General features: G+C 69.3%; 22 protein-coding genes. 13 read left to right on the top strand and 9 right to left on the bottom strand.

Going from position 1 to position 22,442, the window contains the following annotated elements; translation table 11 throughout:
- The first annotated feature begins 105 nt into the window (after window positions 1-105).
- From Aco04nite_RS42175 to Aco04nite_RS42165, 3 genes are all read left to right on the top strand, one after another.
- Window positions 106-459 (top strand): STAS domain-containing protein, encoded by a 354-nt coding sequence (locus tag Aco04nite_RS42175; protein ID WP_015618359.1) that lies wholly within the window; start codon window positions 106-108, stop codon window positions 457-459.
- A 133-nt stretch (window positions 460-592) separates the two neighbouring features.
- On the top strand, window positions 593-1,033 hold the full coding sequence (gene mscL / locus Aco04nite_RS42170) for a large conductance mechanosensitive channel protein MscL (protein WP_213002855.1): 441 nt from the start codon (window positions 593-595) through the stop codon (window positions 1,031-1,033).
- Between the two features lie 79 nt (window positions 1,034-1,112).
- Entirely contained in the window at window positions 1,113-1,343 is a 231-nt protein-coding gene (locus tag Aco04nite_RS42165) for a hypothetical protein (RefSeq protein ID WP_213002774.1), read from the top strand.
- Here the strand turns inward: Aco04nite_RS42165 and Aco04nite_RS42160 are convergent.
- On the bottom strand, window positions 1,340-2,179 hold the full coding sequence (locus tag Aco04nite_RS42160; RefSeq protein WP_213002773.1) for a zf-HC2 domain-containing protein: 840 nt from the start codon (window positions 2,177-2,179) through the stop codon (window positions 1,340-1,342). The two genes, Aco04nite_RS42165 and Aco04nite_RS42160, sit on opposite strands and share 4 nt — an antisense overlap.
- A 41-nt stretch (window positions 2,180-2,220) precedes the next feature.
- A complete protein-coding gene (locus Aco04nite_RS42155) occupies window positions 2,221-2,850 on the bottom strand; it encodes a CGNR zinc finger domain-containing protein (protein WP_213002772.1) in 630 nt (209 codons plus the stop codon).
- Window positions 2,851-2,972: 122 nt separating this feature from the next.
- Between Aco04nite_RS42155 and Aco04nite_RS42150 the strand changes: the two genes are divergently transcribed.
- On the top strand, window positions 2,973-3,764 hold the full coding sequence (locus Aco04nite_RS42150; protein WP_244876690.1) for a L,D-transpeptidase family protein: 792 nt from the start codon (window positions 2,973-2,975) through the stop codon (window positions 3,762-3,764).
- A gap of 34 nt (window positions 3,765-3,798) precedes the next feature.
- Complete coding sequence (locus Aco04nite_RS42145; RefSeq protein ID WP_213002771.1) at window positions 3,799-4,338, top strand: TIGR03086 family metal-binding protein; 540 nt, start codon at window positions 3,799-3,801, stop codon at window positions 4,336-4,338.
- Here the strand turns inward: Aco04nite_RS42145 and Aco04nite_RS42140 are convergent.
- The gene (locus Aco04nite_RS42140) at window positions 4,335-5,000 is read right to left on the bottom strand and encodes a hypothetical protein (RefSeq protein WP_213002770.1); all 666 of its coding nucleotides are present in this window, start codon (window positions 4,998-5,000) and stop codon (window positions 4,335-4,337) included. The two genes, Aco04nite_RS42145 and Aco04nite_RS42140, sit on opposite strands and share 4 nt — an antisense overlap.
- Window positions 5,001-5,055: 55 nt before the next feature.
- Here Aco04nite_RS42140 and Aco04nite_RS42135 point away from each other — a divergent pair, with 55 nt between their 5' ends.
- Genes Aco04nite_RS42135 through Aco04nite_RS42125 form a run of 3 tightly spaced genes read left to right on the top strand, consistent with a single transcriptional unit; the run spans window position 5,056 to window position 7,693 of the window.
- Window positions 5,056-5,592, top strand: a complete 537-nt coding sequence (locus Aco04nite_RS42135) for a PadR family transcriptional regulator (protein WP_213002769.1) — start codon at window positions 5,056-5,058, stop codon at window positions 5,590-5,592.
- A complete protein-coding gene (locus Aco04nite_RS42130; RefSeq protein WP_213002768.1) occupies window positions 5,589-6,278 on the top strand; it encodes an ABC transporter ATP-binding protein in 690 nt (229 codons plus the stop codon). The genes Aco04nite_RS42135 and Aco04nite_RS42130 overlap by 4 nt, the downstream gene beginning before the upstream one ends.
- Entirely contained in the window at window positions 6,275-7,693 is a 1,419-nt protein-coding gene (locus tag Aco04nite_RS42125) for an FtsX-like permease family protein (RefSeq protein ID WP_213002767.1), read from the top strand. Before Aco04nite_RS42130 ends, Aco04nite_RS42125 begins: the two co-directional genes overlap by 4 nt.
- Before the next feature lie 35 nt (window positions 7,694-7,728).
- Here Aco04nite_RS42125 and Aco04nite_RS42120 read toward each other — a convergent pair whose 3' ends face one another.
- The gene (locus Aco04nite_RS42120) at window positions 7,729-9,816 is read right to left on the bottom strand and encodes a S9 family peptidase (protein WP_213002766.1); all 2,088 of its coding nucleotides are present in this window, start codon (window positions 9,814-9,816) and stop codon (window positions 7,729-7,731) included.
- 194 nt (window positions 9,817-10,010) lie between these two features.
- Between Aco04nite_RS42120 and Aco04nite_RS42115 the strand changes: the two genes are divergently transcribed.
- Complete coding sequence (locus Aco04nite_RS42115) at window positions 10,011-11,186, top strand: FAD-binding oxidoreductase (RefSeq protein WP_213002765.1); 1,176 nt, start codon at window positions 10,011-10,013, stop codon at window positions 11,184-11,186.
- A complete protein-coding gene (locus Aco04nite_RS42110) occupies window positions 11,186-12,079 on the top strand; it encodes a phosphotransferase (RefSeq protein WP_213002764.1) in 894 nt (297 codons plus the stop codon). Before Aco04nite_RS42115 ends, Aco04nite_RS42110 begins: the two co-directional genes overlap by 1 nt.
- On the opposite strand, the gene Aco04nite_RS42105 is transcribed toward Aco04nite_RS42110, so the two are convergent.
- From Aco04nite_RS42105 to Aco04nite_RS42095, 3 genes are read right to left on the bottom strand one after another with little or no spacing between them, the layout of a single operon-like run.
- Window positions 12,069-12,719, bottom strand: coding sequence for a dihydrofolate reductase family protein (locus Aco04nite_RS42105; protein WP_213002763.1), 651 nt, complete (start codon window positions 12,717-12,719; stop codon window positions 12,069-12,071). The two genes, Aco04nite_RS42110 and Aco04nite_RS42105, sit on opposite strands and share 11 nt — an antisense overlap.
- Window positions 12,720-12,760: 41 nt before the next feature.
- On the bottom strand, window positions 12,761-13,318 hold the full coding sequence (locus Aco04nite_RS42100) for a dihydrofolate reductase family protein (RefSeq protein WP_213002762.1): 558 nt from the start codon (window positions 13,316-13,318) through the stop codon (window positions 12,761-12,763).
- A gap of 1 nt (window position 13,319) precedes the next feature.
- Window positions 13,320-15,335 (bottom strand): SpoIIE family protein phosphatase, encoded by a 2,016-nt coding sequence (locus Aco04nite_RS42095; RefSeq protein WP_213002761.1) that lies wholly within the window; start codon window positions 15,333-15,335, stop codon window positions 13,320-13,322.
- A 112-nt stretch (window positions 15,336-15,447) separates the two neighbouring features.
- Here Aco04nite_RS42095 and Aco04nite_RS42090 point away from each other — a divergent pair, with 112 nt between their 5' ends.
- A complete protein-coding gene (locus Aco04nite_RS42090; RefSeq protein WP_213002760.1) occupies window positions 15,448-19,863 on the top strand; it encodes a hybrid sensor histidine kinase/response regulator in 4,416 nt (1,471 codons plus the stop codon).
- A gap of 2 nt (window positions 19,864-19,865) precedes the next feature.
- The gene (locus tag Aco04nite_RS42085) at window positions 19,866-20,414 is read left to right on the top strand and encodes a response regulator (RefSeq protein ID WP_213002759.1); all 549 of its coding nucleotides are present in this window, start codon (window positions 19,866-19,868) and stop codon (window positions 20,412-20,414) included.
- On the opposite strand, the gene Aco04nite_RS42080 is transcribed toward Aco04nite_RS42085, so the two are convergent.
- A complete protein-coding gene (locus Aco04nite_RS42080; RefSeq protein ID WP_244876689.1) occupies window positions 20,415-21,359 on the bottom strand; it encodes a quinone oxidoreductase family protein in 945 nt (314 codons plus the stop codon).
- A 53-nt stretch (window positions 21,360-21,412) separates the two neighbouring features.
- Between Aco04nite_RS42080 and Aco04nite_RS42075 the strand changes: the two genes are divergently transcribed.
- A complete protein-coding gene (locus Aco04nite_RS42075; RefSeq protein ID WP_213002758.1) occupies window positions 21,413-22,009 on the top strand; it encodes a TetR/AcrR family transcriptional regulator in 597 nt (198 codons plus the stop codon).
- Here the strand turns inward: Aco04nite_RS42075 and Aco04nite_RS42070 are convergent.
- Window positions 21,980-22,306 (bottom strand): STAS domain-containing protein, encoded by a 327-nt coding sequence (locus Aco04nite_RS42070; RefSeq protein ID WP_203836795.1) that lies wholly within the window; start codon window positions 22,304-22,306, stop codon window positions 21,980-21,982. The genes Aco04nite_RS42075 and Aco04nite_RS42070 overlap by 30 nt on opposite strands.
- Window positions 22,307-22,442 lie beyond the last annotated feature (136 nt).

Below are 22,442 nucleotides of genomic sequence, written 5' to 3'. Positions count from 1 at the left end.
TACTTGCCCTAGGCCAACTAATACCCCATGGTCAGCTCTGCCTCCCCGTCCGGCGAAGCGGCGGCTCCGTGGAGTAACGTTCAGTTCAATAGTGGGAGGTCCTGAATGTCCCTGACGGTTCAAACGGAACAGCGCGGCGATGTCGTCGTCGTGTCGGTCGGTGGTGAGCTCGACATGGCCACCGCTCCGCAGCTGCAGGACCAGATCAGCGACCTGCTGGAGAAGGGCCGCACCCGGCTGGTCTTCGACCTCGCCGAGGTGTCGTTCTGTGACTCCACCGGTCTCTCCGTCTTCGTCCGAGCCAAGAACAGCACCGACGACGCGGGTGGTGTCGTGCGGCTGGCCGCTCCGCAACGCGGCGTGCTGCGCATCCTCGAGGTCAGCGGGCTGGTCGAGGTGCTGCACACGTACCCGACGGTTGACGAGGCCGTGACAGCCGAGGAGCCGGCGCTCGACTGAGCGTGCCCTTTTTAACTCATGGCCGACCCTTTTTAGCTGCGGGCGATCAGCGTAGTTTGTCGCTGATCGGTCGCGGGAACCTGCTGCGGTCGAACCCCCTCGGTCCCCGTCAGCAGGAGTGCTCGTGAGTTCGATGCTCAAAGGCTTCAAAGACTTCATCATGCGCGGCAACGTTGTCGACCTTGCGGTCGGCATCGTTATCGGCGCTGCGTTCACCGCGGTCGTCACCGCGTTCACCGCGGCCTTCCTCAAGCCGCTCATCCAGCTCTTGGGTGGCGGCACCGGTGTAGACGCCGGCAAGCCCACGGTCCGGGGTGTCGTCTTCGACATCCCCGGCTTTGTGAACGCGTTGATCACCTTCGTGCTCACCGCCGCGGTGCTGTACTTCCTCGTGGTCTACCCGCTGAACCGGCTCGCCGAGCGTCGCAAGCGCGGCGAGGAGCCGCCGCCGGAGGCCCCCAGCGAAGAGGTCAAGCTGCTCACCGAGATCCGCGACGCCCTCGTGCGCCAGCAGGTCGCCCCGGGTGCGGTGAACGACATTCTCGGACGCCACCAGCAGGAGCCGCCGCGCTGATCAGGGTCCTTCCTGATCAAGATCGGAAAAGCTGACCCCACCCGGCACTGTTCGAACAAATGTTCGATACAGTGCCGGGATGGAGCAGCGTAAGCACTGGTGGAACGGCAAATGGGGACGCGTCGCACGCAAGGACGTATACCTGCGCACAAGCGGTGACCAGTGGTACGTCGAGCAGCGCGCGGGTGGCTCCGACGGTGTCTCCCACTTCTTCGAGTACGACAGCGAGGACGACGCGCTGGACATGGTCCGTGCCCTGCTGAACGGCTCCGACGAATGGCGCGAGCTCTCCGTCCGGCCCCGCGCCTAGGCTGCTTCCCGGCGCTCGCCCTCGGCGAGCCGCGCGGTCAGCGGGCCTGACGGGATCAACCGGAGCCGTGGCTGCTGTGGATTGCTCCCAGCCGCGTCATCCTCCTCCACCAGATGCCATCCCAGGCCGGTGGAGACGCGGTTGCCCGGCGGCTGCGCGAAGCCCTCGGCGACCCGCGACAGCGCCACCACGATCAGATATCCCATGATCACGAAGCCGTGGCTGACCAGCCGGGTGGCGTCTACCCGCGCGGCCGAAAGATCGTTGACGGAGAGCAGCAGCAGCATCCCCACAAAAGCGGTCAGCATCGGCACCAGCCCGGTCGGCCGGCTCCGCCGCAGCGCGATGAAGAGATAGCCCGCCCCGACCGCGACGTTCCAGGCGGCGGACTCGTGCCAGAGGTGCCCGGGGGTCGCATCCAGCCCGGTGTGCACATGCAGGCTCGCCGCCCCGCCGCCGACCTGCGCCAGACCGAGGATGAGCTGCACGGCCCCGACCGCGGCCAGCGCGACATAGAGCAGGGCCGTCGCCCGCACCCGCCAGTCCTCCGGCAGCCTCCGGCGCCAACCCGTTTTCGGCTGAAGGGCCGCTGGGTGGGTGATCCCGGGGTGGGCGATCTCGGGGTGGCCGAGGGCGGCCATGATCGCGCCGCTCAGGTCGGGGACGTCGGTGACCAGGCCGGTGCGGGTCAGCCGATTGACCGTGGCGGCGCGATCCAGCCACTCCCGGCACCCGGCGCACCCGGCCAGGTGCTCGTCGACACCGGCCCGCTCAGCCGGATCGTCCTCGCCGTCCAGTTGAGCGGACAGCTTCTCGCGCCACTGCTCACACGCCATACCCCCATAGTCGCGCGGCGCGGCCGAAGAGTTCCCGTGGCCTATATCTCGGGGCGCTGAACGGAGGCGTTACCGCCGGTGTTGCCCATCAGCCGGCGCCGTTCGCGGAAGGCTCGCAGGTTTGCCGTGTTGCCGCAGGTACTGACGTCATGCCACACCCCGCTGTTGTTGCGGGACGTGTCGAAGAAGGCGGCCCGGCATTCCACGTTGTTGCACAGTTTGAGCCGGGGCCAGAGCCCGGCCTGCTGGGCCAGCAGGGCCTCCGCCCACAGTGCCGAGGCCAGCCATCTCGTGCCGCGCCCGGCCGGCACGATCCGGACCCATCCGTCGGCCTCCGGGACGAGCGTGACGGGCACGTCGGCCGGGGGCAGCGAACCCTCCTGGCCCGATTCGCGGCCGGTGCCGGCCAGGATCACGCCCTCGAAGGTGCTGCGGAGCCGGCGCAGGGAGCGCATGTCGCTCGAGGAGAGCAGGAGCACCGGCGCGGGCAGTGCGGAGACCCGCGACCAGGTGGCCAGCGCGTCGCTCAGCCAGCGCTGGGCGTCGTCCGGGTTGCCGAGCAGGTCGGGGGCATACGACATGGTCGCCCGGGTGTTGAGGAGATCCTGCAGGAGGGCGAGGCCGGCGGGCGCCTCGCGTACGCCGTGCCTGGCGCTCGCCTTCCATGACATAGGCGAAGCGTACTTGTTTCTTTTCCCGTCCCGCAGCCCGGTCGGCCTGGTCACTACCCTTGACGGACCATTACCCGGACTGGAAAGTTTCTCGCGTGTGATGATCGAGCAGGGAGGGGATCGTGGTGCGCAGAGCTCTGACGTTCGTCGTGGCGGTGTCCGCGGCGGCAGCGCTCGCGACCGCGTGTGATTCCGATGCCTCTGACCAGGCAACTCCGGCTTTATCCACAGCTCCGTCCACAGCCTCGGCGGCGCCGTCCACAGCTGCTCCCGCGCCCGCCGAGCCGACTGCGAACACGCCGACGCCCAGCGCCACCTCGGACAAGCTCAAGCAGGGCGCGAAGGGTAACCGGGTCGTCGCGTTGCAGCAGCGGCTCAACGAGCTCGGCTACTGGAACGGCAAGGCGGACGGCAAATTCGGCGGTCAGACTCAGCAGGCGGTGTACGCGTTGCAGAAGGCCGCGAGCCTGGACCGCGACGGCGTGGTCGGCGCCGACACCCAGAAGGCCCTCGACAAGGGTGTACGCCCCAAGGCCAAGAGCACGAGCGGGCACATCATCGAGATCAACAAGAAGCGCCAGCTCCTCATGCTCGTGGACGACGGCGAGGTCACGCAGGTCTTCAACACGTCGACGGGCTCCGGCGCGCAGTACGAGCAGGAGGGCTCGACCCACGTCGCGTCCACCCCGGCGGGCAAGTTCTCGGTCTCACGGCAGATCGACGGCTGGCGGAACGCGCCACTGGGACTGCTGTGGCGCCCGAAGTACTTCAACGGTGGCATCGCGGTGCACGGCGCCAACAGCGTCCCGCCGTACGCCGCTTCCCATGGCTGTGCCCGGTTGTCGATCTCGGCCATGAACTATCTCTGGACCAACGACAAGATCCCGCTCAAGACCAAGGTGTGGGTCTACTGAGCCAGAAATTTGCGCCGCCCCATAAAGTGTTGTCGTGAGCGCGGCGACCGTTGATCAGCTGGCCGAGACGGCCGAGCACGTCGGGTGGTTGATCAATGGCATCAAGCCTGATCAGTGGGGTGATCCCACCCCCTGTCCGGAGTGGGACGTGCACGCCCTGGTCCGGCATCTGGTGCTGGGGAACGTCATGGACGCTTCCGGTCTGCTGACCCGGCCACCGAAGCATCGCGAGCTGCTCGCCGGCTTCGACGAGACCGCCGCGGCCCTGATCGCTGCGTTCCGGCAACCGGGCGTCCTGGACCGGATCCTCGAGGTGCCGTTCGGCCGGGTCGACGGGCTGATGGCGCTGCACCTGCGGCTGACCGAGCTGCTGGTGCACGGGTGGGACATCGCCCGGGCCACCGGTCAGCAGGCCGGCTTCCCGGACGAGATCGTGGTCCAGGAGCTGGGCTTCACCGCGAAGGCACTGGCCGCGATGCCGGTCCCGCGCCGCCCGTTCGCCCCGCCGATCGCCGCGCAGGCCGGTGCCCCGGCCCTCGACCACCTGGTCTCGTCGCTGGGGCGGGTGGCTTAGAGCTCGCCGTCGCCGTAGGGCAGTTTTTCCAGCCAGCCGGGGGCGAGCCGGATGATGAGCCGGGCCGCGGCCGGGTCCTGCGGGTAGTGCGGGCCGAAGTGACGCCAGAAGTCGACGAAGACCCACGGGTCGTCCAGCTCGAACTCGTCGTCCGGGAACGCGGTGCCGCGCTCGATGTCGAGGTCCTCGATGTCGTCGAGTTTGACCGGGGTCAGGTACGGCGTCACCTGCTCGACGGGGATGCCGACCGCGTCGGCGACCGTCGCGGGGCGGGAGGCGTACTTCCTGCGCAGGCGGTCGGCGTCCTGCCGGCTCTCGGCGAAGTAGTCCGGCAGGCTCGCGAACCGGTCCAGCGTGACGCCGTTGCGCAGCAGCATGTGCCGCCAGTAGTCGCCGTCGTAGAGGCTGACCGAGCTGGCCAGGGTGCCGAGCCGGCGGGACACGAACTCGGCGGCGGCCAGCTCGGAGAACGGCGTCGGCCACAGGATCACGGTCCAGCCGCCGGTGGGGGAGTAGACGCGTACGTCGTTCTCGGTCGGCGGGGACTGCTCGTCGACGTTCTCTGCGGCCCATGAGTTCGTGGTGAAGAAGCCGAGCACTGCTTCGCGTACGGCGTCGAGGTCCTCGGTCTGGAATGCGGTTGCGGTTATGAACTCACCCATAGTCGCGACCCTATCCTCTTGACGACCTCTATTCACTCAGTGAATAGTGGCCGCCATGTCCACGTCGCATGTGCTTCTCGGCCTCCTCGCCGGTGGTCCACGCCATGGCTACGAGCTGAAGCGGTCGCACGACGACCGCCTGCCACAGGCCAAACCGCTCGCGTTCGGCCAGGTCTACGCGACCCTCGGCCGGCTCGAACGCGACGGCCTCGTCGAGCAGAGCGGGCAGGATCGCGACGGCGGCCCGGACCGCACCTCCTACGTGATCACCGAGGCCGGCCGGGCCCGTCTGGGCGAGTGGCTGACCGAGGTCGAGCCGCCCGCACCATACGTGACCAGCGCACTCTTCGCGAAAGTCGTGGTCAGCCTGCTCGCCTCGGGGGAGCGGGTGGCCACCGAATACCTCGTCGCCCAACGGGCGGCCCACACCACCCGGCTGCGGGAGCTGACCGCGGTCAAGACCGACAGCGCCGCCACGGTCGGTGACGTCATCGCCGCCGACTACGCCATCGCTCACCTGGACGCGGACCTGCGCTGGTTGCAGACCACGCTGCTGCGCCTCGCCGACCTGAACGAGGAGATGAACCCATGAACACCTTGCTGCAGGGAACCGCACTGCACCGGGCCTACGGACCCACGCCCGCCCTGCGCGGCGTCGACATCGAAGTCACCGAGGGTGAGATCGTCGCCGTCACCGGTCCCAGCGGCTGCGGCAAGTCCACGCTGCTGCACTGTCTCGCGGGGATCATGCGGGTCGACTCCGGCTCGGTCCGCTACCGGGACCAGGACATCGGGCTGTGGTCCGAGTCGGCGCGGTCGAAGCTACGGCGTACGGAATTCGGTGTCCTCTTCCAGTTCGGTCAGCTCGTGCCGGAGCTGACCGCGGGTGAGAACGTCGCACTGCCCCTGCTCCTCGGCGGTGTGAAGCGGCGGGAGGCCCAGAAGACCGCGGAGGAGTGGCTCGACCGGTTCGGCGTCGCGGAGCTCGCCGGCAAGCTGCCCGGCGCGATGTCCGGGGGTCAGCAGCAGCGCTGTGCGGTGGCGCGGGCCATGGTCACCGAGCCCCGGGCGCTCTTCGCCGACGAGCCGACCGGTGCGCTCGACGTGCTCACCGGCGAGCAGGTGCTGGGCGAGATCGTCCGCGTCGCGCGGGAGAAGGGCATGGCGGTCGTGCTGGTCACGCATGAGGCGCAGATCGCCGCGTACGCCGACCGCGAGATCTCCCTGCGCGACGGTGCCCTCGACCCCACCGGTCTCGGTCTGCGGACCCGCGCATGAGGCCCGCGACCCTGTTCCGGCTCGCGGTGGCGGGAAACCGGACCGACCATCTGCGTACGGCGTTGACGGCCGCGAGCTCTGCGCTGGCCCTCGTCGTGCTGCTCGCCGCCGCCACCGTGATCGCGATCAAGAACGGCGAATCGGGGGAGAACGCCCACTACGCCAGCCCGTTGCTCGCCGAGCCGGGGCTGCGACCCGGTGTGATCGCCGCATTGGTGCTGCTGGCGGTGCCGATCCTGGCGCTGGCCGGGCAGTCCATCCGGCTCGGCGCCCCGGCCCGGGACCGTCGCCTCGCCGCGATCCGGCTGGCCGGCGCGACCCCCGGGCAGGCGGTGCTGATCGCCGGCGCCGAAACCGTGGCGGCCGGGGTGATCGGTTCGGTCGTGGGCCTCGGCGGCTTCCTTCTGCTCCGCGTGGTGCTCGAACGCCGCAACGCCGGTGGCGAGTTGCTGCTCCCGACGGACGTGCTGCCGTCGGTGCTGTGGATCGTGATTCTGATGGCCTTCGTCCCGGTCATGGCGGGGCTGGTGGGCGCGTTGCTGCTGCGGCAGGTCGTGATCAGTCCGCTCGGGGTGGTCCGGCGTACCCGTAAGCGCGGTCCCTGGCCGTGGCCGGGATTCTTGATCGTCGTCGGTCTGGTGATTTTCCAGCTGCCGGCGCAGATCAAGGGGATCGACGTCGGCACGAATCGGTGGGCGGTGCTCGTCGGCGGCGGCGTCGCGCTGACCACGATCGGGGTGGTGCTGGGCACGGGGTGGATCGCGCACACGACGGGCCGGCTGCTGTTGCGGTTCGGGCCCCGGCCGGCGATGCTCCTGGCCGGGCGGCGGCTCATGGCCGATCCGTGGAGTGGCAGCCGTACGCTCGCGGCCCTGCTCGCCAGTGTCGTCATCGGGGCCATCGCACTCGGCTACCGGATCGGCCTGGTCACCCAGTTCGAGGCGTGGAACCGCTACAACGCGCAGACCCGGGAGGAGCAGCTGGGCGCCGGAGCGCCAGAGGGCTTCTACACCGGCGCGGTCGACCTGATCATGGTCGCCGTGGGGATCGGGGTCACCGTCGCGGCGGCCGGGGTGCTCATCTCGCTGGCCGAGGGGATCGTCGCGCGGCGGCGGACGTATGCGGCGCTCACCGCTGCGGGAGTGCCGGGCCGAACCCTCTCCGAATCGGTGCTGTGGCAGACGATGCTGCCGCTGGCGCCGGCGTTGCTGCTCGCGGTGACGTCCGGGATCGGGCTCATCCGGCTCACCGGCACGCGGGTCGGAGCTCCGAGCAACACGCTCACGGTGCCCGTACCCGTGGGATCTCTTGCTCTGCTCGCAGGTGGCGCCTTCCTCATCATGCTGATCGCCACCGGGATCGGTCTGGTCGTCCTGCGATCCAGCACCGACCTGGAGGAACTGCGCGCGAGCTGATGCGAAAGGGGGGCCGACGCCCCCCTTTCAGCACGTCAGGCGAGGTGGACCGTGTCGAGGGTCCAGGCGATCACGAACGCCTCTTCCTTCCACGAGTCGTAGCGCCCGCTCGGACCGCCGTGCCCGGCGCCCATCTCGGTCTTCAGCAGGTACGAACCCTCCGGCGCGGTGGCACGCAGGCGCGCGACCCACTTGGCCGGCTCGTGGTAGAGCACGCGGGTGTCGTTCAGGCTGGTCACGGCGAGAATTGCCGGGTACTTCTGCTTCACGACGTTCTCATACGGGCTGTACGACTTCATGTACGCGTACACGTCGGCGCTCTCCAGCGGGTTGCCCCACTCCTCCCACTCGGTGACCGTCAGCGGCAGCGACGGGTCGAGGATCGAGGTGAGCGGGTCGACGAACGGCACCTGGGCCACGATGCCCGCGAACGCGTCCGGGGCCAGGTTGGCGATCGCGCCCATGAGCAGGCCACCCGCCGAGCCGCCGCGCGCCACGATCTTGTCGGCGCTGGTCCACGACGAGCGGGCCAGGGTGCGCGCACACGCGATGAAGTCCGTGAACGTGTTGCGCTTGGTCAGCATCTTGCCGTCCTCGTACCACCGGCGGCCCATCTCGCCGCCGCCGCGGACGTGCGCGATCGCGTAGACCATGCCGCGGTCGAGCAGGGAGAGCCGGGCGATGGAGAAGTACGGGTCCATGCTGATCTCGTACGAGCCGTAGCCGTAGAGCAGCAGCGGAGCCGTGCCGTTACGGGGGACGTCCTTGCGCGCGACGACTGAGATCGGCACCCGGGTGCCGTCGTCGGCGATCGCCCACTCGCGATACTGCTCGTACTGCTCGGGGTCGTAACCGCCGAGGACGGGCTTGCGCTTGCGCAGCTCCATCGCGCGGGTGATCAGGTCCACGTCGTACACCGAGTCGGGGGTCACCATCGACGTGTAGCTGATCCGCACGAGGTTGGTGTCGTACTCGGGGTTGCCGGCGAGCCCGACGCTGTAGAGCGGCTCCGGGAACGCCATGTCGTAGCTGTCGGTGCTGCCGTCGGCCAGCACGCGCAGGCCGGTGAGGCCGTCGCGGCGCAGGGAGACGACGATGTGCCGCTGGAACGCGTCGACCGACTCCAGGCGGGTGCCCGGGGTGTGCGGGATCAGCTCGACCCAGTCGCCGGGGTTGTCCACCGAGGTGTACGCGAGGGCGAAGTCCTCGGCGTCCTCGTTGTGCAGCACCAGGAAGCGGTGGCCGTGATGGTCGATCGAATACTCGACGCCCTGCACCCGCGGGCGGATCAGGGCCGGCTCGGCGGCCGGGTCGTCGGCCGCGAGCACCCGAACCTCGGAGGTCACCTTGCTGTTGGCGTCGATGACGATGAACTTCTCGCTGCGGGTGAGCTCGACACCCACCCAGAAGCGCTCGTCGGCCTCCTCGAAGACGATGACGTCATCGGCTGCCTGCTGCCCGACGACGTGCCGCCACACCCGGTAGGGCCGCCACGCGTCGTCCACGGTGATGTAGAACAGCGTCGAACCGTCCGACGACCAGGCGCTGCCGTAGAACGTGTCGGGCACCTCGTCGGCCAGCGTCTCGCCGGTGACGAGATCCTTGACCTTGAGGATGAACCGCTCGTCGCCGTCGAAGTCCACCGAGTAGGCCAGCCGGTTGCCGTCCGGGGTCACGTCGAAGGTGCCGAGCGCGAAGAAATTCTTACCCTCGGCCAGCTCGTTGCCGTCCAGCAGGACCTCTTCGCCAGCGAGCGGGGCGCCGTCGCCGGTGGCGGGCGGGCTCACGTCGTCGGGCGCGGCCGCGACCCGGCACTGGATGCCGTATTGCTTGCCCTCGACCGTGCGCGTGTAATACCAGAAGGAGCCCTTGCGCTGGGGCACGGAGAGGTCGGTCTCCTGGGTACGAGCCTTGATCTCCTCGAAGATCGTGGTCTGCAACCCGTCCAGGTGGGCGGTGGCCTTACCGGTCCAGTCGTTCTCCGCCTCGAGATAGGCGATGGTCTCCGGGTTCTCCTTCTCGGCCAGCCAGGAGAACTCGTCGGTGACGGTGTCGCCGTGGAAGGTGCGCTCGGCGGGCACCTGGCGCACCGTGGGCGGTGTCGTGGGCATCTCAGTCGTCACGCCTGCCACGTTACCGGGCGCCCGGGGGTCGCGCGGGTGCGTACGCCGCTCGGGTCTCCCCGCTTTATTCGAACATGTGTACGATGTGCAGAGTGGACGATCTCCGCTGGGATCCACAGCGGGTGATCTTCGTTGCCGATCGGCGAATATGGTCTTTACGGCGGTCTTCGGCGTGGACGAGGGGCGGGGGCGGAATGGACTCGACGAGGCCGGGTCTTCCAGCACGCGAGCCGGTGCTCAGGGCCCTGGTGGACATCTGCGGCCCGGATTTCGCCCGTGCGGCAGGCGCCGCCGATGCGGTGGCGGGGCGCCGGGCAACCTTCGTCGCGGCACCGGCCACCACCAACACCGTCGTGGACACCGTGGGGCTCGCCGCCGAGCGCGGGCTCGCCGTGGTCCCGCGGGGCTCCGGCTCCAAGATGGACTGGGGCAAGCGTCCGCTCGGCGTCGACCTGCTCCTCGACACGGGCAGGCTCGACGGCATCTGGCATCACGACCGCGAAGCGGCCACCGCCGAGATCGGGGTCGGCACCCCGATCCGCGCCGTGCAGGCAGCCCTGGCCCTGAGCGGGCAGCGACTGGCGGTCGACCCGCCCTCGGCGACGGCCACGCTCGGCGGCATGCTCGCCTGGAACGAGTCGGGCCCGCTGCGGCACCGCTTCGGCACGCCCGCGGCCCAGATCGAGCGGATCAGTTATGTGACGAGCGCCGGTGACCGCGCGGAGTCCGACGGCGAGCAGGGCCGTCCGGGCATCGGCGAGATCGACGGCGTCCTGCTGTCGGCGCTGGTCCGCCTCGAGCCGCTGCCGGCGGCCCGCCGCTGGGTGACGGTGCCGGTGAGTGCGGCCCGCGAGGTGCCCGGCCGGGTCGCCGAGATCCGGGCTCTGGACGTGCAACCCAGCGCGATCGAGGTCGACCTCCCGACCCCGGCAGGTCGCCGTCCTCCGGGCATCCTGGCCGTGCTCCTCGAGGGAGACCCGGCCGACGTCCTTCAGCGGGCGAAACGTCTCGCGACGGGATTCGGTGCCAACGCGGCAGTGGCGCCGGTGGCACCGCCCTGGTGGGGGCGCTACCCGTTCGCGCGAGGGGCTGTCGCGCTGCGGGTGACCGTCCCGATCGCCGAGCTGCAGGCCGCGGTCTATGCCCTGGGCGACGCGACCGGCATCCCGGTGCCGATCCGTGGCTCCGCGGGCCGCGGCGGCGCCATGCACGCGGTGCTGCCGGGGACCCTGACGGCCCAGCGGGTGGAGGGGATCCTCGACGCGGTGCGCGGGGTCCTGCTGGCCCGCGACGGTCGCTGCGTGGCGATCGCTGCTCCACCGGAGATCAGCGCCCACATCGACATGGCCCAGACCCGGGACCTGTTCTGATGCGGGAGGACGAGCTCCACGACATCGCGGCAGCGCTCGGCAGCCCGGTGGTGTCGACATCGGTGCTGGCGGGTGGCTTCTCGCACGAGACCTGCCTGCTCACGCTCGCCGATGGGCAGGTCGTCGCCCGGTTCGGCGGGGGAGACCCGGTGATCGAGGCGGCGGTGATGACGGCCGCCCGCCCGCACGTGCCGGTCCCGGAAGTCCTGCTGGTGACGCCCGCGGCGATGGTCCTCGAATTTGTGGACGGCCTCGTGCTGAGCCAGGTGCACGATCTTGATCGACGGCAGGCGACCGCGCTGGGAGCCGAGGTCGGGCGGGTCGTCGCGGGCGTCTCGGTCGTGACGTTCGACCGGCGAGGGTTCTTCAAGGACGGCAACCTGACCGTCAGGGAGGAACAGCCCTGGTCGCAGCAGCTGGTCGCGGTCGCGGAGGGCTGTATGGCCGCGGTTCCCGAGGACCGGCTCGACGATGAGACGCGGCGGGCCTGGGTGAAGCTGTGCGCGACGCACGCGCCGGCGCTGGAAGGCATCGACGGCCACACCCGGCTGGTGCACGCCGACATCAACCCGAAGAACATCCTGGTCTCCCGGGCGGGCGGTGGCTGGCGGGTGAATGCGCTGCTCGACTGGGAGTTCAGCTATTCGGGAAGCCCGTATGCCGATGCCGCAAACATGGCCCGGTTCAGTGCCGAGCATCCCGACGGATTCCTCGACGGCTTCCGCGCGGGCTTCGCCGAGCATCAGCCCGCGGACCTGCCCCTGGTCGACGACTGGGCCCACGTCGGTAACGTGCTCGACATGTTCGCGCTCAGTGACCTGGTGACCCGCCCGGTGGGGCACGCCATCGCCGATCAGGCTGCCGGGAAGATCCGGCACCTGCTCAGGAGCTGACCCGGATGTTCTGGTCGTGGGCGGTCAGCAGGGTCGGGTGGGTGCGGCTCAGCGTCTCGGCGGCCAGGTGCCGGCCGAGGTTCGCCAGGTTGCCCACCGCATAGGTGAGGTAGGCGAACTGCCCCATCTGGGCCACGTGGGTCAGCGCCAGTTGGTGGGCGTGTAGCCGGCGGGGAAGCAGCGGGGTGCCCGCGCCGAGGATCGCCGGGGCTACGGCGAGGATGAGCTCGTCGAGCAGGCCCGCGTCGGCGAATTCGGCTACCAGGTCACCGCCGCCTGCCAGCCACACGTTGCGGCCCTGGGCGGCGACCGTCATCGCCTGATGGACCCGGCGGATGTCGCCGCTGACCATGAAGATGTTGGCGTCAGGCACCAGGGGCAGCTCGCGGTGGGTGAAGACCCAGCAGGGGACCTCGCCGTACATCTCGTGCCAGTTCTCGGGCTCCTCGAGCACGTTGTCGTTCTTGAGCACCCACTCGTAGGTGGTGGCACCCATCGCGAACGCGCCGACGTTGGAGAAGAACGCACCGAACGGGTTGTCCGTGCCCTCATCGACCTCGAACAGCCATTCAAGCGAATTGTCCAGATCCGCCGTGAAGCCGTCGATGCTGGCCGCCGTGTAGTACTGAGTCGTCGCCACGACCAACACGATGCCACGACTTTGCCGACAAAAAGGTCGGATCAGGCGAGTGCATAGGTTAGGTAGGCGAACTGTCCCAGGTGTTCGACTTTTGCCAGCGTGACCTGCGACGAGAGCAAGCGGCGGGGGAAGAGCGGGGCTCCCGCTCCCAGCGTCACCGGTGCGACGCCGAGGATGAGCTCGTCGAGCAGGCCCGCGTCGGCGAAGTCGCCGGCCAACTCCCCGCCGCCGACCACCCACAGGTTCTTGTCGCCTGCGGCCGCGGTCATCGCCGCGTGCACCGGTCGCACGTCGCCCTGCACGAAGGTCAGGTTGGCGCCCGGGATGGGTTCCAGCTCGCGATGGGTGAAGACCCAGGCCGGGATGTCGCCGTAGTAGTTCTTCCATTTCAGGGGTTCGCCGATCATCCCCTCGTGCTCCAGGACCCACTCGTAGGTCGTCGCACCCATCGCGAACGCCCCGACCTCGGCGAAGAAGCGGCCGAACGGGTTGGCGTTCGCGCGGTCGTCGGGGATCTGCAGGAGCCAGTCGAGTGAGTTGTCCTGATCGGCGATGAAACCGTCGATGCTGGTGGCCGTGTAGTACTGGGTCCTGGCCATGTCAGGCGTCGTTTCTCAGCACGAGGATCGCGATGTCGTCGCGGGGCTCTTCCACGGAGAAGTTGATCGTGGTGGAGCGCAGCCGGGCCGCCATCACGTCCGCGGGGTATCCCGCCAGCGGCGCTGCGGCCTCGCGCAGCCGGGCTGTGCCGAACAGCTCGCGGCCGCGGCGGCGCTCGGTGACGCCGTCGGTGTAGAAGATGAGCGAATCGCCCGGGGACAGCGTCACCAGCGCGTCCGGGGAGGAGATGCTCTCCAGCAGGCCCAGTGCGGTGCCGCCCTCGCCGACGAAGGACGTCTGGCCGTCCGCGCGGACCAGCACGGCGCGGTCGTGACCGGCCAGGTGCAGGCGGACGTCGAGGTTCTTGTCGTTGCGGGTCACCGAGGCCATCGCCAGCGTGCAGTAGCGACCGCCGCCCCGCTGGACCAGGGTGCGGTTGACCCGGCAGAGGATCTCGGTCATCGGCTTGGCATCGTCGACCAGGATGCGGATCACGTCGCGGACCAGGCCGGTGACCGTCGCCGCCTGGACGCCCTTGCCGGAGACGTCGCCGACCACCACGATCCAGCCGTCGCCCGAGGGGACCACGTCGTAGAAGTCGCCGCCGACCTCCGAGCCGGTCGGGACGTACTCCGCCGCGAAGCCGACACCCTCGACGTGCGGCAGGGCCGGGGGGAGCAGCGAGGCCTGCAACGTACGCGCGACCTTGTGCCGTTCGTCGTGGATGCGCGCGTTGTCGATCGCGAGCGCCGCCCGCCGGGCCACGTCCTCCAGCACGGCGACCTCGTCGGCGTCGTGGCGATGCCGCAGGTGCCGCCCGACCGCGAGGGTGCCGAGGCGCTGGCCCCGGGCGACCAGCGGCACCGCGAAGCCGTCGGAGGGCGATCCGAACATGACCTGCTGGCCGAGCCGGGACGCCTCCTCGAGCCGCGACAGGATCGAGTCGGGCCCGGTCTCCGACAGCGTGCCGTAGAGCTCGTTCACCGCCGCCTCGTCCGCGTGGGTGGCGGCGGCGAGCTGGAGCCGGCCCCAGGCGTCGGTGGTGTGCACGGCGCACCACTGACCGAGGCGCGGGACGACGAGCTGCGGGATGAGGGCCATGGTGAGGTTGACGTCGAGGCTCTGGGCGAGCAGCTCGCTCGCCTCGGCCAGGAACGTCAGCCAGGTCTGCCGGCGCAGGTCGGTGCGGCGCAGGCGGTCGTTCTCGAGGTGCAGCGAGAGCCGCTCGGCGACGATCGTGGCGAGCGGCTGGGCGTAGCCGTCGGGCGAGGCGTCGAGCTCCAACTCGCCTGCGTAGGGGCGATGCACGGAGAGCGGCACCTTGATGGTGGCGGCGTCGTCACGGGGGGCGCGGCCGTGCCGGGCGAGCAGTTGGCGGCCGGCGCCCTCGCCACGGTCGAGGCGGACCACGCCACCGGTCGCGCCTGTGAGCCGGGAGAGGCGGGTGAGCAACTCCGCGGCGAACTCGGCCAGCGCGTCGTCGGTGCCGCGGCCGGGGTCGACCTCCAGCAGCGCGGTCAGCTCGCCGACGCTGGGAGTGGGGTCACCCTCGGTGACGGGCAGCGCGGCCTGTGTCGTCGTGGTGGTGTCGCGGTTCTCCAGCCGGAACCACACGCCCTTGCCGGTGCCCTCGTGCACGGTGCCCCAGCGGCTGGCGAAATGGTCGACGAGCAGCAGCCCGCGGCCACGCTCGGCGACCTCGCCGATGTCCGTTTTATCGTTTCTGGGGCCGACCGCGAGCTCCTCGACCGGGCCCGGGGCGAAGTCGGTCACCGTGACCGTCAGCCCGGCCGGGTCGGCGGCGACCTCGATGTCGAGCTCGGTGCCGGCGTGCACCACCGCGTTCGTGGACAACTCGGTCGTCAGCAGGAGCGCCTCGTTCACGAGGGGCTCCAGGCCTGCTTCTTCCAGGACCGAGCGTACGAGAGCGCGGGCAGCCGCGGGCGTACGCCGGTCGTTGGGCAGTCGTACCCGGCGCACCAGGGCGCCCGTCGCGTGTCCCACCTCCACCGGCACGCATGCATCTTCTCCTGCCGACGCCCGGATGCACAAAGCCACATCTCGCAAAGACCCGGCCGGGCGAGGGATGATGGATCGCCCAAGGCGTCGGACAGCGAATGAGGACAGCATGACTGCGGCCAAAGAGGTCACCGTCGGTCTGACCGACGAGACCGCCCTGCTCGATGAGGTCGCCGATGCTCTGCGGCGGGTCCGTCGGGGCGATCTCAAGGTACGGCTGGCCCGTCGCAACGGGTCGTTCGGCGACCTCGTGGACGCGTTCAACGAGGTCGTGTCGCTGCAGGAGCAGCAGAACCTCGACGTGCGCCGGATCAGCCGTACGGTCGGCCGCGAGGGCCGGCTCACCGAGCGACTGGACGACGAGGGGCTCGACGGGGCCTGGGCCGACAGCGTGCGCTCGGTCAACTCACTGATCGACGATCTGGCCCGCCCGACCACGGAGATCTCCCGGGTCATCGTGGCGGTTGCCGACGGCGATCTCTCCCAGCACATGGCTCTGGAGATGGACGGGCGACCCCTGCGGGGTGAATTCCTGCGGATCGGCCGCACGGTGAACACGATGGTCGACCAGTTGTCGTCGTTCGCCGACGAGGTGACCCGGGTGGCCCGCGAGGTGGGCACTGAGGGGGAGCTGGGCGGGCAAGCCGACGTGCGTGGCGTCGCCGGCACGTGGAAGGACCTCACCGACTCCGTCAACACGATGGCCTCGAACCTCACCCACCAGGTGCGCTCGATCTCCCAGGTGGCTACCGCGCTGGCGCGCGGCGACCTGTCGCAGAAGATCACGGTCTCCGCCCGTGGCGAGGTGTCCGAGCTCGCCGACACGATGAACGGCCTCACCGACACGCTGCGGCTCTTCGCCGAGCAGGTGACGCGGGTGGCCCGCGAGGTGGGCACCGAGGGCAAGCTCGGTGGCCAGGCCGACGTGCCGAACGTCGCGGGGACCTGGAAGGACCTCACCGACTCGGTGAACTCAATGGCGTCCAACCTGACCAGCCAGGTGCGCAACATCGCCCAGGTCTCCACGGCGGTTGCCAAGGGTGACCTGTCGCAGAAGATCACCGTGGCGGCCCAGGGCGAGATCCTGGAGCTCAAGGACACCGTGAACACGATGGTCGACCAGTTGTCGTCGTTCGCCGATGAGGTCACGCGGGTGGCCCGCGAGGTGGGCACCGAGGGCCGGCTGGGTGGTCAGGCCCAGGTCAGAGGCGTTTCGGGAACGTGGCGCGACCTCACGGAGAACGTCAATCAGCTCGCCGCCAACCTGACCAGCCAGGTCCGCAACATCGCCTCCGTCTCCACGGCGGTGGCGAAGGGTGACCTGTCGCAGAAGATCACGGTCGACGCTCGTGGCGAGATCCTCGAGTTGAAGTCGACCGTGAACACGATGGTCGACCAGTTGTCGTCGTTCGCCGACGAGGTGACCCGGGTGGCCCGCGAGGTGGGCTCGGAGGGCAAGCTCGGCGGTCAGGCCCAGGTCAAGGGCGTCTCGGGGACGTGGCGCGACCTCACCGACAACGTCAACTACATGGCGTCCAACCTGACCAGCCAGGTCCGCAACATCGCCTCGGTCACCACAGCGGTGGCGAAGGGTGACCTGTCGCAGAAGATCACGGTCGACGCTCGTGGCGAGATCCTCGAGTTGAAGTCGACGGTCAACACGATGGTCGACCAGCTGTCCTCCTTTGCCGACGAGGTCACCCGGGTGGCCCGCGAGGTGGGCACCGAGGGCAAGCTCGGCGGCCAGGCGCAGGTCCGCGGGGTCGCGGGCACGTGGCGTGACCTCACCGACAACGTGAACTCCATGGCGTCCAACCTGACGGCCCAGGTCCGCAACATCGCCCAGGTCTCCACCGCCGTCGCCCGCGGTGACCTGTCGCAGAAGATCACGGTCGACGCCCAGGGCGAGATCCTCGAGCTGAAGATGACCGTGAACACGATGGTCGACCAGTTGTCGTCGTTCGCCGACGAGGTCACGCGGGTGGCCCGCGAGGTGGGCTCGGAGGGCAAGCTCGGCGGCCAGGCCCAGGTGCGTGGTGTCGCGGGCACGTGGCGCGACCTCACCGACAACGTGAACTACATGGCGTCCAACCTGACGGCCCAGGTCCGCAACATCGCCTCGGTGACCACGGCGGTGGCCAAGGGCGACATGTCGCAGAAGATCACCGTCGACGCGCGTGGCGAGATTCTGGAGCTCAAGGACACCGTCAACACGATGGTCGACCAGCTGTCGTCGTTCGCCACCGAGGTCACCCGGGTCGGTCGCGAGGTCGGCATCGAAGGCAAGCTCGGCGGTCAGGCCGAGGTCAAGGGCGTCTCCGGCATCTGGCGCGAGACCACGGACAACGTCAACCAGCTCGCCTCCACGCTCACCACCCAGCTGCGCGCGATCGCCGAGGTGTCCACCGCGGTGGCCCGGGGTGACCTGACCCAGAGCATCGCGGTCAAGGCGCAGGGCGAGGTCGCCGAGCTCAAGGACAACATCAACCAGATGATCGTGGCGTTGCGGGAGACCACCACCGCCAATGCCGAGCAGGGCTGGCTCGACTCCAACCTGGCCCGCATCGGCGGGCTGCTGCAGGGCCAGCGGGATCTCGGCGAGGTCTGCCGGATGATCATGACCGAGGTGACGCCGCTGGTGTACGCCCAGCTCGGCGCGTTCTTCCTGGTCGACAACGAGGAAGCCGTGATGCGGCTGCGACTGGCCGCGTCCTACGGATACGTCGCCCGCAACCACGAGGTGACGTTCGGCCCCGGCGAAGGTCTGGTGGGTCAGGCGGCAGTCTCACGCCGCACGATCCGGGTGCGGGCGACGCACGACGGCGTGCTGACCATGCGCTCCGGTCTGATGTCGATGCCGCCGAACGACCTGGTCGTGCTGCCGGTGCTCTTCGAGGGCGAGATGCTCGGCGTGATCGAGTTCGCGTCGGTCGCCACGTTCTCCGGGCTGCACCTGACGTTCCTCGAGCGGCTGGTCGCGACGATCGGGATCGCGCTCAACACGATCCAGGCCAACCGGCGTACCGAAGAACTGCTCTCGCAGTCGCAGAGACTGGCCCGCGAGATGCAGGACCAGTCCGCTGAGCTGCAGCGCACCAACGCCGAGCTTGAGGACAAGGCCCAGCTGCTCAGCGAGCAGAAGGGCAACATCGAGACCAAGAACCGCGAGATCGAGCTGGCCCGCCTCGGCCTGGAGGAGAAGGCGCAGCAGCTGTCCCGCGCCTCGGCCTACAAGACCGAGTTCCTGGCCAACATGAGCCACGAGCTGCGTACGCCGCTCAACTCGCTGTTGCTGCTGGCCCGCCTGCTCGCGGACAACTCGGAGCGCAACCTGACCGAGAAGCAGATCGAGTTCGCCCGCACGATCCACAGTGCCGGCTCCGACCTGCTCTCGCTGATCGACGACATCCTCGACCTCAGCAAGATCGAGGCGGGCCGGATGGACGTCGAACCGGACCAGGTCGACTTCGACGGCGTACGCAGCTATGTCGAGCAGGCGTTCTCCCCGCAGGCCGACGAGAAGGACCTGGAATTCCGGGTGGAGGTCTCGCCGGAGCTGCCCGACTCGATCGTCACCGACGAGCAGCGGCTCCAGCAGATCCTGCGAAACCTGCTCTCCAACGCGGTCAAGTTCACCGACAGCGGCTCGGTGACGCTGAGCATCTACCCGGCGCCGGAGGACAGCTACTTCGACATCCCGGCGCTGGCGGCGGCCGATCAGGTGGTGGCGTTCGCGGTCACCGACACCGGCATCGGCATCTCCGACGAGAAACTCAGCTTGATCTTCGAGGCGTTCCAGCAGGCAGACGGCACGACCAGCCGCAAGTACGGCGGCACCGGCCTGGGCCTGTCGATCAGCCGGGAATTCGCGGCGCTGCTCGGCGGCACGATCGTGGTGTCGTCCGCGCCGGGCGAGGGCTCGACGTTCACGCTCTACATGCCGGATTCCCCGGTGCCCGACTCGATCCCGAGGCCGCTCATGCCCGGCCTCTCGGGGCTGCCGCAACTGCTGCCACCGGTGGAGACCCCGGTGTCACCGCGGCCGGCGTCGTTCAACTCGCTGGACTTCCCGCTGATCACCGACCAGCTGGAGCCGGAGCCGGTGCCCCCGTCGACCCAGGCTTCCCGCCAGCTCGACGGCGCCACCGTGCTGATCGTCGACGACGACGTACGCAACGTGTTCGCCCTGACCAGCGCGCTGGAGATGCACGGCCTGAACGTTGTCTACTCCGACAACGGGGTCGACGGCGTACGCCTGCTGGCCGAGCACCCCGAGGTCGACATCGTGCTGATGGACGCGATGATGCCCGACCAGGACGGCTACGAGACGACCCGGGGAATCCGCCGCAATCAGCGCTTTCAGGATCTGCCGGTAGTGTTCCTGACAGCCAAGGCGATGCCTGGTGACCGTGAGTCAGCATTGGCGGCGGGGGCGAGCGACTACATCACCAAGCCCGTCGACCTGGACCAGCTCATCGAGCTCATGGCCCGCTGGGTGAACGCCGCAGAGAGCAGTGGGGAGTGAGTGTGGCCGAGCGAGCCAAGGCGCTGCTGGTCGACGACCGGCGTGACAATCTGCTCGCGCTGGAAGCGATCCTGCAGGGCCTCCCGGTGCAGGCCGTGGCGGTGGAGAGCGGAGAGGCAGCCCTGAAACAGCTTCTCACCGACGACTTCGCGGTCATTCTGCTGGACGCGCAGATGCCCAACATGGACGGTTTCGAGACAGCCGCCCACATCAAGCGCCGCGAGCGCACCCGGCACGTCCCGATCCTCTTCCTCACCGCGGCCGACCGTGACGCCCAGCTCGCCCTCCGCGGTTATGCGGTCGGCGCGGTCGACTACCTGACCAAGCCCTTCGACCCGTGGGTGCTGCGCGCCAAGGTCTCCATCTTCGTCGAGCTCTGGACCAAGACCCAGCAGCTCAAGGCCCAGGCCGAGGTCACCCGCGAACGCGACAACCAGTGGGAACGCCTCACCGAGCTCGTCGACGAGGCCACCCGCACGCTGCGCGCCGGCGGCGAGGACGCCTCCGCCGAGGCGCTGGAGCTGCTGGAGAAGGCCCGCTGGGGCACCTGATCAGGGAATCAGCACGATCCGGCCGGGGTGTGCCCTGCTTTCGAGCAGGCGATGCGCCTCGGCCGCTTCACTGAGCGGCAACGTCACGGCCGGTCCGGCCCGCAGCTGCCCCGTCGCGAACAGCCCGGCCAGCTCGGTCATCTCGGCCCGCGCCTGCTCTGGTCGCGCCGCCCGCCAGGCGAGCAGCGAAAATCCGATCAAAGACCGGAGAGCGAAAAAATCGGTCATCGGCACGTCGATCAGGTCACCCGAAGCGGCCCCATAAGTGACAATTCGACCGTACGCCCGGAGCACCCCGAAACTACGCCGAAGCACATCCCCGCCGACCGCATCGAGGACAACGTCCACACCGCCCGGCGCGGCCTCGGCAACCCGATCGGGCCAGTCCGCAGCGGTGTAATCGATCGCGACATCCGCGTCGACCTTCTCCGGGGTGCTCGAGGTCCCGATCACCAGCCCGGCACCCGCCATCCGCGCTAGCTGCACCGCCAGCTGCCCGATTCCGCCGGCCGCCGAGTGCACCAGCACCGTCTCACCCGCCGTGACCACTCCGGACCGCAGCGCCCGCAACGCGACCGGCGCCGACGTCGGCAGCATGCTCGCCGCAGCGACATCCATGTCGTCCGGCACCTGCGTGATCCACTGCGCGTCGACGACCACGTAGTCCGCGTACGCATCCTCGGAAAGCGCCACAACCCGCCGCCCGACCAGGCCTTCGTCGCCTTTGTCCACTATGCCCACCACGTCACCGGTGAGCTTGCCGGGCAGTGGCCGCTCGAAGATCGCTCCGCTGGACGGCCCGCGCCGGAATCTCGTGTCGACAAAATTCACACCGATGGCCTGCGTCCTGATCCGTACCTGGCCGTCCCCGGGCTCGGGGATCTCCACCTCCTCGAACGTCAGAACGTCAGGTTCCCCGTACTCGAAGTAGCGCATCCGTCGCATCTTTCGGAACGTACTGGACCGCCGGTCCAGTTAGCAAGGGGGAAGATGGATCCGTGACGCGTGCCGACGCCCTGCGCAACCGAAGCGCGATCCTGCTGGCCACCGAGGACCTGCTGACCCGCCTGCGCCCCGAGCAGATCTCGATGGAACAGGTCGCCGCCGCGGCCGGGGTGGGCAAAGGCACCGTCTTCCACCGCTTCGGCTCCCGGATGGGCCTGATGATCGCGCTCATGCAGGAGCGGGCCATGGCCCTCGGCGACTCCGTGAGCAGCGGTCCACCCCCGCTCGGCCCCGGCGCCGAGCCCGAGGAGCGGTTGCTCGCCTTCCTCGACGCCGTGGTCGCCGTGGTCGCCCGCAACAAAGGCCTGCTCGCGGCGCTCGGCCACGCGGTCACCACCGCGCACCGGCTGGACCCGGACGACCGCGAGGCCCACCCGGTCTACGGTTTCTGGCACGCCCACATCGCCGGCCTGCTCACCGAGGCGCGCCCCGACCTGGACACCGCACTCCTTGCCGACCTGCTGCTGGCACCGCTCTCCAGCGACGCGATCCTCACCATGCTGGAACGAGGTGAATCCGAGCGGGTCGCCGCAGGTCTGCGCGTTACCGCGACGGCACTCCTACGCAGTGGAGGAGATCATCAGGGCTGAGCGCAGGCCCGTGATGTCGAGCACGCGCAGCAGGAAGTCGCCGACGTTGGTCAGGGCGAGGACCGCGCGGGCGTGCTGGGCCTTGCGGCTCAGGACCACGAGGGTGCCCAGGCCCTGCGAGTCACAGAAGGTGACCCCCGACATGTCGAGGATGATCCGGGACGGGGGTTCCGCCAGGATCTCGTTGACCATTGCCGAGAGCTTGGTCACGGTGAGCACGTCGATTTCCCCGGCGAGGTGAAAGACAGCCTCGTCGGGAGCACTCTCAACCGTGATGGACAGCTCCGGTCGCTCCACCCTGTCACCCTATCGCGAGCTGGGTGATCCGGCCTGCTGGGCGCGATGAGGCCGGTGTTGACTAGAGGGCATTGACCGTGACCTAGCCAACCCGTGGCGGGGGCTGACGGGACGCGCCCGTACCGGCGCTGACAGA

It is taken from the genome of Winogradskya consettensis (genome assembly GCF_018332715.1).
GTDB classification, from domain to species: Bacteria; Actinomycetota; Actinomycetes; order Mycobacteriales; family Micromonosporaceae; genus Actinoplanes; species Actinoplanes consettensis.
The sequence above is the reverse complement of the archived record's forward strand: the minus strand, read 5'-3'. Positions and strand labels throughout refer to the sequence as shown.

What these genes read in the sequence shown, in the direction of transcription:
- Aco04nite_RS42175 (WP_015618359.1), top strand. Translation starts at nt 106, where the DNA reads ATGTCCCTGACGGTTCAAACGGAACAGCGCGGCGATGTCGTCGTCGTG.
- mscL (WP_213002855.1), top strand. Translation starts at nt 593, where the DNA reads ATGCTCAAAGGCTTCAAAGACTTCATCATGCGCGGCAACGTTGTCGAC.
- Aco04nite_RS42165 (WP_213002774.1), top strand. Translation starts at nt 1,113, where the DNA reads ATGGAGCAGCGTAAGCACTGGTGGAACGGCAAATGGGGACGCGTCGCA.
- Aco04nite_RS42160 (WP_213002773.1), bottom strand. Translation starts at nt 2,179, where the DNA reads ATGGCGTGTGAGCAGTGGCGCGAGAAGCTGTCCGCTCAACTGGACGGC.
- Aco04nite_RS42155 (WP_213002772.1), bottom strand. Translation starts at nt 2,850, where the DNA reads ATGTCATGGAAGGCGAGCGCCAGGCACGGCGTACGCGAGGCGCCCGCC.
- Aco04nite_RS42140 (WP_213002770.1), bottom strand. Translation starts at nt 5,000, where the DNA reads ATGGGTGAGTTCATAACCGCAACCGCATTCCAGACCGAGGACCTCGAC.
- Aco04nite_RS42135 (WP_213002769.1), top strand. Translation starts at nt 5,056, where the DNA reads ATGTCCACGTCGCATGTGCTTCTCGGCCTCCTCGCCGGTGGTCCACGC.
- Aco04nite_RS42130 (WP_213002768.1), top strand. Translation starts at nt 5,589, where the DNA reads ATGAACACCTTGCTGCAGGGAACCGCACTGCACCGGGCCTACGGACCC.
- Aco04nite_RS42125 (WP_213002767.1), top strand. Translation starts at nt 6,275, where the DNA reads ATGAGGCCCGCGACCCTGTTCCGGCTCGCGGTGGCGGGAAACCGGACC.
- Aco04nite_RS42115 (WP_213002765.1), top strand. Translation starts at nt 10,011, where the DNA reads ATGGACTCGACGAGGCCGGGTCTTCCAGCACGCGAGCCGGTGCTCAGG.
- Aco04nite_RS42110 (WP_213002764.1), top strand. Translation starts at nt 11,186, where the DNA reads ATGCGGGAGGACGAGCTCCACGACATCGCGGCAGCGCTCGGCAGCCCG.
- Aco04nite_RS42100 (WP_213002762.1), bottom strand. Translation starts at nt 13,318, where the DNA reads ATGGCCAGGACCCAGTACTACACGGCCACCAGCATCGACGGTTTCATC.
- Aco04nite_RS42090 (WP_213002760.1), top strand. Translation starts at nt 15,448, where the DNA reads ATGACTGCGGCCAAAGAGGTCACCGTCGGTCTGACCGACGAGACCGCC.
- Aco04nite_RS42080 (WP_244876689.1), bottom strand. Translation starts at nt 21,359, where the DNA reads ATGCGACGGATGCGCTACTTCGAGTACGGGGAACCTGACGTTCTGACG.